This window comes from Hydrogenimonas thermophila (genome assembly GCF_900115615.1).
Lineage (GTDB): Bacteria > Campylobacterota > Campylobacteria > Campylobacterales > Hydrogenimonadaceae > Hydrogenimonas > Hydrogenimonas thermophila.
Map to the genome: position 1 here is coordinate 110381 of NZ_FOXB01000005.1, position 13668 is coordinate 124048.

At 32.3% G+C, this 13668-nt stretch carries 19 protein-coding genes; 5 read left to right on the forward strand and 14 right to left on the reverse strand.

The features are described from left to right. Nucleotides 1-60: 60 nt before the first annotated feature. Both BM227_RS03165 and BM227_RS03170 read right to left on the reverse strand, forming a co-directional pair. Nucleotides 61-741, reverse strand: coding sequence for a response regulator (locus BM227_RS03165; RefSeq protein ID WP_092911119.1), 681 nt, complete (start codon nucleotides 739-741; stop codon nucleotides 61-63). Beyond that, nucleotides 738-2624, reverse strand: a complete 1887-nt coding sequence (locus BM227_RS03170) for a PAS domain S-box protein (protein ID WP_092911121.1) — start codon at nucleotides 2622-2624, stop codon at nucleotides 738-740. Before BM227_RS03170 ends, BM227_RS03165 begins: the two co-directional genes overlap by 4 nt. 126 nt (nucleotides 2625-2750) lie before the next feature. Between BM227_RS03170 and BM227_RS03175 the strand changes: the two genes are divergently transcribed. After that, entirely contained in the window at nucleotides 2751-3215 is a 465-nt protein-coding gene (locus BM227_RS03175) for a hypothetical protein (RefSeq protein WP_092911122.1), read from the forward strand. Nucleotides 3216-3220: 5 nt separating this feature from the next. Here the strand turns inward: BM227_RS03175 and BM227_RS03180 are convergent, their stop codons facing one another. Beyond that, nucleotides 3221-4123, reverse strand: a complete 903-nt coding sequence (locus BM227_RS03180) for an AEC family transporter (RefSeq protein WP_143089684.1) — start codon at nucleotides 4121-4123, stop codon at nucleotides 3221-3223. Nucleotides 4124-4167: 44 nt separating this feature from the next. On the opposite strand from BM227_RS03180, the gene BM227_RS03185 reads away from it, so the two are divergent. Genes BM227_RS03185 through BM227_RS03195 form a run of 3 tightly spaced genes read left to right on the forward strand, consistent with a single transcriptional unit; the run spans nucleotide 4168 to nucleotide 5148 of the window. After that, complete coding sequence (locus BM227_RS03185) at nucleotides 4168-4404, forward strand: hypothetical protein (RefSeq protein ID WP_092911125.1); 237 nt, start codon at nucleotides 4168-4170, stop codon at nucleotides 4402-4404. Continuing rightward, entirely contained in the window at nucleotides 4401-4769 is a 369-nt protein-coding gene (locus tag BM227_RS03190; RefSeq protein WP_092911127.1) for a hypothetical protein, read from the forward strand. Before BM227_RS03185 ends, BM227_RS03190 begins: the two co-directional genes overlap by 4 nt. Beyond that, complete coding sequence (locus BM227_RS03195) at nucleotides 4759-5148, forward strand: YchJ family protein (RefSeq protein WP_218147905.1); 390 nt, start codon at nucleotides 4759-4761, stop codon at nucleotides 5146-5148. Before BM227_RS03190 ends, BM227_RS03195 begins: the two co-directional genes overlap by 11 nt. Here the strand turns inward: BM227_RS03195 and BM227_RS03200 are convergent. Further along, complete coding sequence (locus tag BM227_RS03200) at nucleotides 5138-5620, reverse strand: globin domain-containing protein (protein ID WP_092911129.1); 483 nt, start codon at nucleotides 5618-5620, stop codon at nucleotides 5138-5140. The two genes, BM227_RS03195 and BM227_RS03200, sit on opposite strands and share 11 nt — an antisense overlap. Before the next feature lie 92 nt (nucleotides 5621-5712). On the opposite strand from BM227_RS03200, the gene BM227_RS03205 reads away from it, so the two are divergent. After that, complete coding sequence (locus BM227_RS03205; protein WP_092911131.1) at nucleotides 5713-6606, forward strand: exodeoxyribonuclease X C-terminal domain-containing protein; 894 nt, start codon at nucleotides 5713-5715, stop codon at nucleotides 6604-6606. Between the two features lie 40 nt (nucleotides 6607-6646). Here the strand turns inward: BM227_RS03205 and BM227_RS03210 are convergent, their stop codons facing one another. From BM227_RS03210 to BM227_RS03255, 10 genes are all read right to left on the reverse strand, one after another. Then, nucleotides 6647-6946 carry a c-type cytochrome gene (locus BM227_RS03210; RefSeq protein ID WP_092911133.1) on the reverse strand — a complete coding sequence of 100 codons (300 nt, stop codon included), beginning with the start codon at nucleotides 6944-6946 and terminating at the stop codon, nucleotides 6647-6649. 64 nt (nucleotides 6947-7010) lie between these two features. Continuing rightward, entirely contained in the window at nucleotides 7011-7343 is a 333-nt protein-coding gene (locus tag BM227_RS03215) for a cytochrome C (RefSeq protein WP_092911136.1), read from the reverse strand. Nucleotides 7344-7448: 105 nt separating this feature from the next. Then, a complete protein-coding gene (locus BM227_RS03220) occupies nucleotides 7449-7784 on the reverse strand; it encodes a hypothetical protein (RefSeq protein ID WP_092911138.1) in 336 nt (111 codons plus the stop codon). Then, nucleotides 7766-8968, reverse strand: a complete 1203-nt coding sequence (locus BM227_RS03225) for a sensor histidine kinase (RefSeq protein ID WP_092911139.1) — start codon at nucleotides 8966-8968, stop codon at nucleotides 7766-7768. Before BM227_RS03225 ends, BM227_RS03220 begins: the two co-directional genes overlap by 19 nt. Next, entirely contained in the window at nucleotides 8925-9602 is a 678-nt protein-coding gene (locus tag BM227_RS03230) for a response regulator transcription factor (RefSeq protein WP_092911141.1), read from the reverse strand. Before BM227_RS03230 ends, BM227_RS03225 begins: the two co-directional genes overlap by 44 nt. After that, nucleotides 9586-9810 carry a DUF1104 domain-containing protein gene (locus BM227_RS03235; RefSeq protein ID WP_092911142.1) on the reverse strand — a complete coding sequence of 75 codons (225 nt, stop codon included), beginning with the start codon at nucleotides 9808-9810 and terminating at the stop codon, nucleotides 9586-9588. The genes BM227_RS03230 and BM227_RS03235 overlap by 17 nt, the downstream gene beginning before the upstream one ends. Nucleotides 9811-9813: 3 nt before the next feature. Further along, complete coding sequence (trxC, locus tag BM227_RS03240) at nucleotides 9814-10248, reverse strand: thioredoxin TrxC (protein ID WP_177201968.1); 435 nt, start codon at nucleotides 10246-10248, stop codon at nucleotides 9814-9816. 16 nt (nucleotides 10249-10264) lie between these two features. Beyond that, nucleotides 10265-11707, reverse strand: a complete 1443-nt coding sequence (locus BM227_RS03245; protein WP_092911144.1) for a TrkH family potassium uptake protein — start codon at nucleotides 11705-11707, stop codon at nucleotides 10265-10267. Further along, a complete protein-coding gene (locus tag BM227_RS03250; RefSeq protein ID WP_092911146.1) occupies nucleotides 11697-13013 on the reverse strand; it encodes an NAD-binding protein in 1317 nt (438 codons plus the stop codon). Before BM227_RS03250 ends, BM227_RS03245 begins: the two co-directional genes overlap by 11 nt. A gap of 2 nt (nucleotides 13014-13015) precedes the next feature. Next, the coding region (locus tag BM227_RS03255; RefSeq protein WP_177201969.1) for a chloride channel protein at nucleotides 13016-13668 on the reverse strand (653 nt) is incomplete at its 5' end.

Genomic DNA, 13668 nt, shown 5'->3' on the forward strand with positions numbered 1-13668 from the left:
GGATTATAAAAGATTAAAAGTGTCAAAAAAGTGTCACTACTAAAAATGAGAGTAAAAAAGTTATTTTAAAATTCGATACCCCATACCGAAGCGATTCTCTATTAATTTATCAGGAAGCTTTTTTTTCAGACGCTTAATAAGTGATTTAATAGCATCATTACTTAAATCTTTATTGTACCTTAAGTAAAATTGTTCACTGATTTTTGCAATAGGAAAAAAGCAGGTTGGTTCCGATGTAAGAATGGAAATAAATAGTTGTTCATTTCTGCTTAGAGGAATAGGCTCCCCATTGTACATAAGTAATTGATCTTTTTTATGAAAAGAGAAGTTTCCAATAAGTGATAAAATAGAATCATTGATTTTTTCCAGTTGAGAAATAGCCCGATCAAGTGCTTCTTTAAAAGCCTGTTTTCTTACAGGTTTTATAAGGTATTTTGTAATATTTAATTCAGTTGCTTTGAGTAGTTGTTCTTGTTCGCTGTATGCAGTTAAAAGGATTGTTCTTGTAATATCATCATTTTGTCGTATCATTTTTATTAATGTTAACCCATCTATTTTAGGCATTACAATATCTGTAATTACAAGGTCTGGATTATATTTTTTATATAGCTCAAATGCTTCTTTGCCATCTTCTGCCACAATAACATTTTCAAAATAGTATGAAAGAAAATTTAGGTAAGCCTTTCTTATAATCTCTTCATCTTCTGCAAACAGAACAGTATACCCCTTTTTTTGGTTCATATAACACCTTTCAAATCAATTTTAAATAAGCTTTTTCTTGCATCAATAAGTTTAAGTGAGCCTTGCATTCGATTTTCTACAATCATTTTTGCAATATAAAGACCTATGCCTCTTCCTTTCTCTCTGAATTTGGTAGTAAAGTATGGATCAAAAATCTGTTTTGCTATGTGAGGTTCTATTCCACCGGCGTTATCACTAACAGAAATTTCACATCTGTGTATATCTTCTTCTGTAAATATTTTAAATGTTATATCTATTTTTGGATATTGAATTTTACGATAATAGAAAGCATCAAGTGAATTATTTATAAGTACCAAAAAAAGATGAAGTATATCTTGTCTTGTTCCAACTATTTTTACATTGTTGCTTCGTTTAATATTTACATTTGCACCAATCTCTTTAATACGTGAACGTAACATTATTAGTGCTTCATCTAGTACTTTTATTGGTTCAATCAGAGTTAACTCTTTTGAAGGAGCTGTGTATTCTTGAAAACTTTTGATTGTATCACCCATAAATTCTGTTATTTTCTCAAACTGTTCAAAATAGCAGTTAAAACTCTCTTTTGTAAGCTTATTTTGACTAAAATCAGTATCCATATCTAAAATTAGTGCATTTAGTTCAGCAAGAGGTTGTTTCCATTGATGAGCAATATTATTTAAAAGCTGTCCCATCTGTGCCAGACGTGTTTGGTGCATTAGTAGTGCTTGCTTCTCTTCATTCTCTTTTTGCAATTTGTATGATTCAGTTATATCTTGTATCATTCCTCTTATCTGAATAGGTTTATCTCCTTCATCATATATAACTCTTGCACGTGAATGTAAAATGGCTTCTGTTCTATCTTTTTTAATAATTTTAAAGATATTGTCATATTCAATATCTCTATTTTCAATAGTTTTTTTTACTTTTTGGAGTAGGGTATCTCTATCTTCAGGAATAATGTGCCGAAGAAATGTTTTAAGTGTTATTGATTTTTCAGAAGGGGCATATCCAAAAATTCTATAAGTTTCTATACAAAATTGTATAGTTTGATCTGAAAGATTAAAATCCCAATAACCAACTTTTGCCATTTGTTGGGCTTCTTTAAGTCGGTAAGTATTCTCTTTTAGTTGAATTTCCTGCTCTTTAAGTTTTGTTATATCTATATAAGCTCCTAAAATTCCAAAAATGTTGCCAAATTTGTCTTTAAGAGGAGTTTTGTAAAGTGAAATGTATATTTTGTTACCATCATTAGTATAGATAACCTCTTCTATTCCATATATGTCTCTTCCAGTATGTAGAGTTTGTAAATCTCCTCTTCTGCAAACTTCTGCATTTTCAGATTTTAGAAGTGTATAGTCATCTTTGCCTATCAGCTCTTCAAGAGTGTTAATTCCAATATCTTGTAGAAAAAGACGATTAGCTCCAAGGTATCGAAAATATTTATCTTTCCAGAAAATACGAATAGGAAGAGTATTTACAATTGACTCAAGAATTAAATGTTCAGCAATAATTTGCTTATTTAGTATCTTTTTTGTAGTTATTCCATAAGGAAGTTTTCGATTTATTCCTCTATATCCAAGAAGTTTTCCATTTTTATCAAAAAAAGGTTTTCCTCTCATCTCAAAAAATAGTATACGACCATCTTTATGTTGTCTTGGTTGAATCAATCCTTCAAAACTTCGTGGAGAGACTTTTCTTAAATAGTAAGATATTTTTTCAAACCCAACTTTTTCTTTTTTTGGAATATAAGGAGGAATTAAAGCTCCTAAAATCTCCTCACGTTTATAGCCAAGCTCTCTTTCTACAGCTCTATTGATGTAAGTTATACGCCCTTCCGCATCTGTTTGCCAGATGATATCATCACTATTTTCTACTAAATCTTTGAAATCTATTTCGTGCATTTCGAAACTATAAAGATAAATCGATGAATTTTTAATTAAACTATTTGCTAAAATTCTGATTTGACTTATAGTAAAGTTAGTTTATGCATATGCTATAATTTTTTAAAATATAAAAATAGAGTTGTTATGATTTTTTACAATATTCTAGATAAGCATTGGCTATGGAAAGAGGTGAGGGAGCATTTGGGGCTTAGTAATCCAGCATACACATTTTGGCCATCAACACCTCATATAAAACTTGGTCGATATATCTTTTTACAAAAAAATAGCTTACCTGAAAAGTATGCTCATGTTGAGCCAATTTTGACAGATTTAAGTGGTTATTTACCTACTCAGTATGCAGCTGGAATGTTGGGAACAGATGTACATATTTTCAATACAAAACAGATGAAACTTCATAAATGTTTTGAGTATAAGTTTGTTTGTGATGTAAAATTTGTAAATATTCGCCGTTTTTTTCTTGAAAATCAGATTCAAGTAGGCAGGAGATCTATAATTCAGTTAGATCGACTGGAGCGTCTTGAGATCACTCCAGATTGCCGGTTTTATCGTATTGATGATAAGTACGGCGTTGTTGTTTATGATGTATAACATTATCAATGAACTATTGGCCAAATAACAGCAAAGTAGATTAAGAAAAATAGAGAGGTTACAAATACAAGTGCAGCTACATCCTTTGGACGACAGTGGAATAGGGCAGCAAAGTTTACATTAGCAATTGCCAAAGGGGTTATAAGCTCCATTAACAAAACAGATGCAATAAAAGGTTCTATTGATGTTCCTTTTAATAAAATCCACGAAACACCAGGAAGTAAGAAAAATTTTATAAGACCTACTGTTTTTACCAAAAGCCAGTCAATATGTTCAACTCTTACTTGTGATAGGTAAATTCCAAATAGCAAAAGTTGTATGACAATAGATGCATAAGCTCCTAGTTTCAAGTTTTCTGCAATAGATTCAGGGATCTGAACATTTAAGAAATTAACTATTAAAGCAGCAATGGCACTCCATAAAATAGGCATTTTTATAACATTCATCAGTGACTCTTTTGGACTGAAGTTTCCAGAGGAGTATATATAGACTCCTATTGTATTTACAAAAAAGACATTTGCAAGGTTGATCATTGTTGTATATGGTACACTCTCTTCACCAAATATGGCAATTCCCAGTGGTATTCCAAGGTTTGCAGTATTTCCAACGAGTGAAGAGATAAGAAATATTGCCCTTTTTTTCTTATCTTTAAAGAGCATTTTGCCTATAGGCAGCATTATGGTAAAAAAGCTTAAAACAATTATGAGATACCATATAGGTGCTTCAAAAATATCAGGCTCAAAAGGTCTTGTTGTCAGTCCCCAGAAGGTTAAAAATGGTTGTAAAATATAGACTGAAACAAGAATCAAAGAGCGTTCTTGCAACTCATTTTTAAAGTGCCATTTGGCTATGCTACCTAGCATAACAAAAAAATAGATACCGAGTATTGAAATTAGTAGTGAAATCATAGCTGAAAGTATAGTATAATCAGAGAAAAAAGTGGGAGGAAAAAATGGAAAAAGATGCAATTATGAAAGAGTTGAAAGCTTATGAAGAGAGACGGAATGAGTTTTATAAGTTTTTAGATGAACATATTCCACAAAATACAAATACAGGAATTTATGATTTCAGCGGTAAAGTTATGCTTGATGCCCAAAAAGTTTATGAACTGTTTCATAAGCTAGATTATCAAGCAAGAAAGATTCGTGGAATTGTTTTTAATGAAATTATAGAAAAGAGTGAAGATTGACACTTCTATTTCTTTTAGTAGCAGCTTTGGCTGGTGCAGTAGTTTTAGTTTATGAAAAGAGGTTAAAAGAAGATGGCATTTCAAAAATGCAAAATTATCTAATGCAGGTAGTGAATGATTCAAAACTTCTTGATAGAGAAAAGATGACCCGTATAATTGACCTCTTTACACAAAACAACTATAAAATAGAAGATATGAAAAAAAATACTCTTATAGTCTCTCGTAGAGAGTTTAGCGTAGGAGCTGCACTTTTGTGGCTCTCGCTTGCTGGGATTGGACTTATTGTCTATTTGGTTTATTACTTTCTAAAAACGCCTGAGTCTCTTAGGGTAGATTTACATACAGGAACTATTCATGCAAATTGATTGTCCTTGTGGTTTAGGTAAAACATATGATGAGTGTTGTGGAAAGTACCATAAAGGAGATGCAGCTCCTACAACAGCTGAAGCATTGATGAGATCTCGATATAGTGCATATGCCATGAAAAAAGTTGATTATATAGTGCATACAGCGCTTGTATTAGACAATAAAACTGCAATAGAAGAGTGGATGGAACGTGTAAAATTTGTAAAACTAGAAATTGTGCGTACTCAACGTGGAAAAGCTCTTGATAAAAAGGGAGTTGTAGAGTTTAAAGCATGGTTTGAAGCTGAAGGTAAAATAGAAGTATTGCATGAAGTTTCAGCCTTTGTCAAACGCAAAGGCCGATGGTTTTATGATGAGAGTAACTCTTTTACACCTTAGCTAGATCTTCAAATGCACGTGCATTTCTAGGTCGGTTAATAAGCAGTTTAGAGTACTCTACCAAATAGTTAAAATATGACTCTACAAGCTCTGGCTCAACATCTTTAGCAAACTCTTGCAAAACTTCACGCCAAGTACCTAGCCACTCATCGCGATGTTTTTCATTTATGCTAAAAGGTTTATGCATTTCAATCTGATCTATATGTCCTATCTCTTCACTGTATCGTTTTGGTCCACCGCTGATTTCTGCAAAATATTTACCGTTGTGACGTTTGATCTTCTCTATCTCTTCTTCCTCTTGTGGAAAAAAGAATGAGATATCACTCTCTACTATTCTGTCATAAAAAATACTTATAACTTTTTTAAATCCTTCATCTCCTCCTATTGCATTATAGAAACGAGGATCAGGTAATGGAATCTCCTCTTCTTTTGGAAGATTATCTGGATCATAAGGTGTAATGACAAGATTCATAAATACTCCTGAATTTATTTTGCGTAACTTTACCATATTAAAAACTATTTTTTGATAAATTGAGAAAAAGATTTTAGGAAAAGTTTAAAAGCATGAAATTTGTAATACTTGATACAGAAACTACTGGTGCAGAAGAGCAAGATCGTATTTGTCAGTTAGCATATATTGTAGCAGTTCCTAATTTGGTAGGAACACAGATAGATGAGGTATATGAAGACTTTTGTAAACCTCCTCTTCCAATCTCTTTTGGAGCAATGGCTGTACATCACATTACCAATGAAATGGTTGAGAAAAAACCTATTTGTATAGAGACAAAAAGTTATCAAAACCTTCAAGAGCTTAACAGTCCGGGAAATGTACTGGTCATTCAAAATGCTCCTTTTGATATAGCAATGCTGGAAAAAGAGGGATTTGTTCCTCAAATGCCTTTAATAGATACACTTCGTTGTCTACGTCATCTATATCCTGATCTTGAGTCACACGGTTTACAGTATGTTCGATATGCTTTTGGTCTCTATAAAAGTGAAGCAAAAGAGGCAAAATCAATTGGACTTAAGATACAGGCACATGATGCACTTGGTGATGTTTTGGTTTTGAAGCTTTTACTTGATTATCTTTTAGCAAAACATAGTGTTGAAGAGCTTGTAGAGTTAACAAAAAAACCTATAATGTATAAAACATTTAAATTTGGTAAATATAAGGGTGAAGATATTATAGAAGTTGCAAAGAAAGATCCAGGTTATTTGGAGTGGATGTTAATGGAAAAGGATGGTGAAGATAGTTTAGATGAAGATTGGAAGTACACACTTCAAAGAGCACTTGAATTAACTGAAGTTGAAGCCGTGTGGCTATTTCCATTTGGCAAATATAAAGGTCAAAGTGTTGAAGAGGTTGCTAAGTTTGATATTGGTTATTTAAGATGGAGCTTAGAAAATATGGATAAACTCTCTGAAGGTATGAAAAAAGCAATTAGAAAGTTTATATAACTATAACGGAAACGTCTTATAACGTTTCCGTAAATTGAAATTACTTCAATCCGTGAATGTACTCTGCAAGAGCTTTGATGTCAGCATCGCTAAGAGAAGCAACTTGACCTTTCATTAGCATTCCCATTCCATGCTTGTTAAGAGTTCCTGCTTTGTATCCTTTTAAATCTTTTTCAATAGTAGCAACATCCATACCTGCGATAACAGCAGATTTTCCAAGAGCATGTTTCTCACCGTGTGCACCATGGCATCCAGCACATTTTTTAAATAGAGCAGCTCCATCAGCCATTGCAAGGCTTGCTGCGCCAGCTAACATAAGAGCAAGAGTAATTTTTTTCATTTTTATCTCCTTTTAAATAATTTTAGTTGTTATAGTAGATTATCTTTGATAAAATCAACTACAATTAGCAAGATGGAACGTTTCCACTGTCATTTGCATATTCATATGAAAAATCATAAAGATCTTTCAAATATTTTTTAAATTTGTCACTAGTGAAAATTTTTGCACCTTTTGGGCATAGTTTACCCATCTCTTCTGCAAATTTTCCATCTTCATAAATCTCTTCCCACTCATCTTGAGAGTGTTTAGCAGCAAACTTTGCACCATTGAATCCACAAAGTTTTTTTACTTTTTTGCTATAGATCTTTTGACCTTTAGCTACATCTGCAGATGCAGAAGTTGCCATGAAACTCATTGCAACAAATCCTGCTGCAACCATTGTAAGTAGCTTTTTCATTTATGCCTCCTAATTTATTAAAGGATATATTTAGATGATATCCTTTAGATACCCACATTGTAAAAAACAATTGTGAAGTAATCGTGGAAATGATTCTATCACAAACTATTTTATTTTACCAAATACTTTGTACTTTTCCCAGTATATATCTATTGCTTTATGTAACTCAATTTCACCAAGTTGTACCTTAGGCATTAATCCATATTGGTTTATTAACTCTTCTGATGCTAGAGACTCCTTTTTTGTAGGGTTTTTTAAAAATTTATATAGAGCCTCTTTAACTCGTCGTTCGCTACTATATTTAAGAAGATAGTTGAAAAAAAATTTATCAATGCTTACAGGAAGTTTTTTATGACAAGGTATACAATTTTTTTCATATACACTATTATCTGCATTTAAATTGATTAAAATAATCAATAAAATTAAATATAATCGTCCCATCTAATGATAACCTCCGATCCTTTCCCTTTTTGAGAGTCTATTTTTATATTTAAGTTATACTCTTTTGCAATCAAGCTAACTATATTAAGACCAATTCCAAAGCCTCCAACAGTTGTATCAAATCGTTTGTAACGACTAAATGCCTCTTTTATCTCTTTTTCATTCATACCTTTACCACTATCTTTAACTATAAGTTTGCCTTCTTCTAAAAAAATAAAAATCTCACCGCCTCTTTTATTGTATTTTATTGCATTGGATAGGAGGTTATCAAACAGTCTGGTAAACTTTCCTTTGTCAATATATAACTTTATATTTAGTTTTATATCAGTTTTAATCAAAATATTTTTAGAATCAGCTAGAATTTTAAAATAGTCTATACGCTCTTTTATTAGCTGACTAATATCAATCTCTTGATTTTGTGAAGCTATTTTATGGTGTAATATTAGGTATGTAAGGTCTTGATAAATATTGCTTATTGTCCTTGCTGCAATTTCAATACGTCTAATCTTTTTTTCCAGTTTTGGATCAAGCTTCTCTTTATCAATCATTTCAATATTGCTCAAAATAGCATTTACCGGTGTATTTAATTCGTGTGTTGTATCTTTTATGAAACGATCAAGCAGATTGATAGCATTTCGCATAGGAGCGAGGAAAAGGCGAACCAGTACAATACCTGCAAGTAAAAAGAGTATGAGCAACAAGCTTGAGTATATAAATATATCTTTCCAAGTTTGAATAAACCATTTGCCATTATTATCGATTTCAACTACAACATATTTTGCACCAAGGTAGTAAGAGTCTAAAATATGAATGTAGTGTATAGCTTTATCTGTTGTGTAGATGACTTTATCTAGATTTACATTCTCATTATCTTTAAGTGTTGAGAATATCTGTACTTTATCGGCATCATAAATGGCTGATCGGTAAAGTGGATTACGTGGATAGGTACGATAACGGTCAAAATATATGTGAAGAAGCTTCAATCCATCTATTAGCTCTTTTGAAAACTCCACAAGTTCTAAACGTTTTGTTTGAAGCATTAAATCTTTTTGTAGTTTATAGTAGATAGTTGATCCTAAAATTACAATGAGCAGTGCCAAAAAAGTATAGAGTCCTAGGAAGCGTATGAGAGTTTGTCTTTCACTCTGGTAAATATTTGTATCCGTATCTTTTAATGCTGACAATTTTCTCTTTTCCTATCACTTTTCGCAAATTTTTAATGTAGGTACGAAGTGCTGATTCGCTTGGTATTTCATCATATCCCCATAACCTATCATAAATGGTTTCGTGAGCAATTACCTCATTTGGATGGCTCAAAAATAGTTTTAAAAGTAATAACTCTTTAGGTTGCAAAGATACAGGTTTACCGTTCATATATAAAGTATTGCTTATAGTGTCATACTCGATATTTTGAGAAATCTTTATAAGCTGACTGTTCTTATGTGAAAAACTTCTTTTTAAAAGTGTTGTAATGCGCAAAAGAAGCTCTTTTAGTGCAAATGGCTTTCGAATGTAGTCATCTGCACCGCTTTCGTATCCTTCTTCTAAATTTTCAATTGAATTTAGTGAAGTTATAAATATTGCAGGTGTATCAATTCCTTGTTTTCTTGCTTCTTTTAAAATTTCAAAACCATTTTTACCTGGAATATTTACATCCAGAAGCAGAAGGTCATAATTGTTTTCATATAGCTTCTCTTCTGCTTCTTCACTGTCAAAAACAGTATCTACTTCAAAACCTTCATCTTCTAAAAACTCTGTTATCGTATCAGATAGATTTGTGTCATCTTCAAGAAGGAATATTTTACTTTTGTGACTCATCTTTTAACTTTTTTAAAACCTTTTTATACTCTTTTTTCTCTTTCGGAGACATTGTCAACTCCCTTTTTTTTAGTTCGTGTAAAATGATTGGTATATTAGTACTCTTTTCATATGCAAGAGAAGCTATGAGCTCTTGCGTACTTCTATCGGAATAATCTATACTCCAAACTATTGTGAAAACAAGAAGTATAGATATTATAAATCTCATTTTTTAGCCTATATGACGTGATACCAGTTGAACAATTTGTCCGGCAGAAAGAGCACCGCTTACCCGATCAACCTCTTGTCCATTTTTAAAAATTATGATAGTAGGAATACCCCTAATGCCAAATGGAGCTGCTAACTGTCCGTACTCTTCTGTATTGACTTTTGCAAACTGTGCTTTTAAAGGGAATTGTGCTGCTGCCTCTTCGAAAGCTGGTGCCATCATACGACAAGGACCGCACCAAGGAGCCCAAAAATCTACTACAACGGGAATATCGCTGTTTTGAATATGTGTATTAAATGTTTGAGGTGTTAGTTCAATAGGATGTGTGTCAAGAAGTGATTGACGGCAATGACCGCAATTTGCTTTATTGTAACTCTCTTTAACTGGAATTCTATTGGTTTTATGACAATGTGGGCATACTATATGAATAGTTGACATGGAATCCTCCTTCTAATTAAAATTTTTTCCAAAATGCTTTACTAAATAGAATAAAAACAGTAAAACACTCTAACCTTCCTACTATCATACCAAAAGAGAATACAAGTTTGTCAATATCACTAAAAAATGAGAAATTTTCAGCAGGACCAACATGAGAAAACCCTGGACCAATATTTCCAACAATTGCTATAGCTCCTGAAATAGATGTCATTGTATCGAAACCTCTTGCATATATGTAAATGCTTAAAAAAACAACGGTCATTGTAAATAGAAAGAAGAACCCAAAAGTAGTAGACAGTACACGCTCTTTTAAGTTCTGTTTATCAATGTAGATGGAGATAAGTGCATTAGGATGCAGGATTCTTTTAAACTCGGCAAAAAGAGTTTTAAAAATTATTACATGTCTAACTACCTTTATACCGCCTGCTGTAGAGCCTGCATTTCCTCCTATTAACATGGCAATAAAAATTATTGCTATTGCAAATTGACTCCATTTCCCATAATCTACTGTAGCAAATCCTGTTGTGGTCATAACTGATGCAATAGTAAAAAATGCATGCTTTGAAGCATCATATATAGTGTCTCCCCAAATTTTTGTATGAACTATTGTGAGGGTTGCTCCTAAAATAAAGAACATTAAAAGATACCATTGAACCTCTTCACTTTTGTACCCGCTGTTATCTTTATAGAAAAATTTCAGATGTGCAAGAAAGTTAATACCTGAAAGTATCATGAAGAATGTAGTAGTCCAGATAATTCCATCATTATTGAATGATCCCAGTGAACTGTTTTTAGTTGAAAAACCTCCTGTAGATATGGTTGAAAAAGCATGATTTATTGCATCAAACCAATTCATTCCAAAAAATTTAAGCAGCAATGTATCTGTTAATGTAAATAGTATATAAACTACCCAAAGACTCAACGCAGTATCTTTAATTTTAGGAGTTAGTTTTTCCATCTGAATACCTGTAGATTCAGCTTTAAAAAGGCTTAAGCTTCCTGTGGGGTTAATCACAGAAAGCAGACCTATTCCAAGAACAATAACTCCCATTCCTCCAAGCCAATGCATTAAACTTCGGTGAAAAAGAATCATATGAGGAAGAGATTCAATATCTTGATAAATTGTTGCTCCTGTTGTTGTAAATCCACTGATTGCTTCAAAAAATGCTGATGCAAATGAGACGTGTGTATATAGCAATAGAGGAATAGCTCCAGCAACACCAAGTAGAATCCACAGAATATTTACAGTAAGGATGCTCTCTCTTATTTTAAGAGTAATTGTATGGTTTCTTAATGTTATCAGTATAATAAGATTTATAAAAATAAATATAAAATCAAAAATCATAAATGTATTGAATGACTCTTTATATATGACTCCTATCAAAATATCTGATAAAAAAAAGATTCCCAGTGTTATACCTATGAAACTGACTAATTTGAAAATACTTTTATAATCCATAAATCCAAACTTTTACTTTAGGTGCTATCTCTTCTGTACAGAATGCAACAATTACATCATTTTCTTGGCACTCAATTTTTTCTGTTAATGGAATCATAAAATCATCACGAAGTAAAAATATTGCTATATTATCTGGTTTTTTTAATGGTTTTATCTTTTTACTCAGCAATTCTGAGCCTAGAAAAATTTTACGTAAATATATAGTGCCTTTACCTCCACAAAATTTTCTTTCCATCACAACACCGCTAGAGTAGATACTCTCTAAAATTGCATTATAAGCACTCATTTTAGGACCTCTTACAACTACAATTCCTAGTGAATGCATTAGATTGTAGTACTCCATCTCATTATTTATAGCAATAACTTTTTGGATACCATGCTCTTTTGCTTCCAAACATTTTATAATATTATATTCATCATTGTTTGTTGCTGCAATCATCATATCTGCGTACTGCAACCCTTCCTCTTCAAACAGAGTTTTTGTGCCATATTTACAGCTTATTGCCATTGCTTCACCTTTAAGCACTTCATCTGCTTTTTCACAAAGAGATAGATCTTTTTCAATAAGTTTTACCTCTTTACCATTATCAATTAGTACTTTTGCAATGGCTACACCAAGTTCTCCTGCTCCAAAAATTACACACCTGTTAATAGTTTGCGGTGTATGAGTTTCAAATTTTTTACATAATGAACCTATTTTTACATCATCTCCAAAAAGATAAACCAAATCTTCTGGCTCTATTGGATCATTTTGCTTAGGTATAAAAAACTTTTTACCTCTTTCAATACCAACTATTGAAAATCCATCAGGAGTAATGGTAGTTGGTTCTGAAATACTAGAGGCTCTGACAGAGATTAGTTTAAAATTTGTATGCTTAAATGATTTTACATTGTTTGCCTTAGGATACTCCATTAGCATAGCAACTGTTTGAGATGTTAATTCCAAAGGAAAAATAGCTTCATCAATTCCGAGTTTTTCCTTAATAGAGCTTTTGGCAAAAAACTGGTTTTTTAGGCGAATAAGTTTTCTTTTTACATCAATTGTATCACCTGCAATCAGTGTAGATATAAGATTTGCTTCATCTACATCTGTTACAGCAATAAAAAGATCAGCCCGTTTGTCAATGAGTTTTTTATAGGTAAGAGGATCTTCAATATCACCATTGATAGGAAGAATGTCCAAGCTTTCTTGTAATCTGCGCAGAGCTTCAGAGTTTTGGTCTATTACTGTAACATTGTGACCAATTGATAGTGTGCGAGATAGATTAAATCCTACTCTTCCTGCACCGGCAATGATAATATCCATATTTAAGAGTTTCCTTTTGTTTTACGTATTTTTTTCTTTTTTAGTTTTTCTCTACGTCTTTTTATACGCTCTTTTATATCTTTAATTCTTCCAATTTCCGTATCTTCAAGATCTACTTCAGTTTTTTCAACTTCTTCTCCTACTGTAACATCTAACATTTCAGATTTTTTCATTGCAAGAATTTGTGATGGAAATACACTTCTATGTCCTGTGATTAAAAAGCTTATAACCGCACTCAATGCAGCATAGTGTGCTATTTCAAGCCCAAAAAGCTCAACTGCCATAATTGTTGCTGCAATAGGTGCATTGGCAGCTCCCGCCAAAACACTTACAAATCCTAGTGCTGCAAATAGTGCAATATGATCATTTCCAACTAATTGACCAAATAGATGTCCGCTTGTAGCACCAATATAGAAAATTGGTGTAATTATTCCTCCGCTTCCTCCTACACCAAGAGTAATTGAAGTAAAGAGAGTTTTGAGTAAAAAAGCGTACCAAGGGATATCTTTTGAAAAGTAAGGATCATGGTTAAGAGTATTCTTTATGGTTTCAAGTCCAAGCCCAAGATATATATCTCCAAAAATCAATGCCAATATTACAAGAAGAACTCCACCTAAAAATGCAACTGTATATGGATGTAAAGGTATTTTTTTAA

Excerpts from the sequence above, each read along its gene's own strand:
- BM227_RS03250 (WP_092911146.1), bottom strand. The coding sequence starts at position 13,013 with ATGGATATTATCATTGCCGGTGCAGGAAGAGTAGGATTTAATCTATCT.
- BM227_RS03165 (WP_092911119.1), bottom strand. The coding sequence starts at position 741 with ATGAACCAAAAAAAGGGGTATACTGTTCTGTTTGCAGAAGATGAAGAG.
- BM227_RS03230 (WP_092911141.1), bottom strand. The coding sequence starts at position 9,602 with ATGAGTCACAAAAGTAAAATATTCCTTCTTGAAGATGACACAAATCTA.
- BM227_RS03180 (WP_143089684.1), bottom strand. The coding sequence starts at position 4,123 with ATGATTTCACTACTAATTTCAATACTCGGTATCTATTTTTTTGTTATG.
- BM227_RS03175 (WP_092911122.1), top strand. The coding sequence starts at position 2,751 with ATGATTTTTTACAATATTCTAGATAAGCATTGGCTATGGAAAGAGGTG.
- BM227_RS03220 (WP_092911138.1), bottom strand. The coding sequence starts at position 7,784 with ATGGGACGATTATATTTAATTTTATTGATTATTTTAATCAATTTAAAT.
- BM227_RS03215 (WP_092911136.1), bottom strand. The coding sequence starts at position 7,343 with ATGAAAAAGCTACTTACAATGGTTGCAGCAGGATTTGTTGCAATGAGT.
- BM227_RS03205 (WP_092911131.1), top strand. The coding sequence starts at position 5,713 with ATGAAATTTGTAATACTTGATACAGAAACTACTGGTGCAGAAGAGCAA.
- BM227_RS03195 (WP_218147905.1), top strand. The coding sequence starts at position 4,759 with ATGCAAATTGATTGTCCTTGTGGTTTAGGTAAAACATATGATGAGTGT.
- BM227_RS03245 (WP_092911144.1), bottom strand. The coding sequence starts at position 11,707 with ATGGATTATAAAAGTATTTTCAAATTAGTCAGTTTCATAGGTATAACA.
- BM227_RS03235 (WP_092911142.1), bottom strand. The coding sequence starts at position 9,810 with ATGAGATTTATAATATCTATACTTCTTGTTTTCACAATAGTTTGGAGT.
- BM227_RS03210 (WP_092911133.1), bottom strand. The coding sequence starts at position 6,946 with ATGAAAAAAATTACTCTTGCTCTTATGTTAGCTGGCGCAGCAAGCCTT.
- BM227_RS03185 (WP_092911125.1), top strand. The coding sequence starts at position 4,168 with ATGGAAAAAGATGCAATTATGAAAGAGTTGAAAGCTTATGAAGAGAGA.
- BM227_RS03170 (WP_092911121.1), bottom strand. The coding sequence starts at position 2,624 with ATGCACGAAATAGATTTCAAAGATTTAGTAGAAAATAGTGATGATATC.
- BM227_RS03200 (WP_092911129.1), bottom strand. The coding sequence starts at position 5,620 with ATGAATCTTGTCATTACACCTTATGATCCAGATAATCTTCCAAAAGAA.
- trxC (WP_177201968.1), bottom strand. The coding sequence starts at position 10,248 with ATGTCAACTATTCATATAGTATGCCCACATTGTCATAAAACCAATAGA.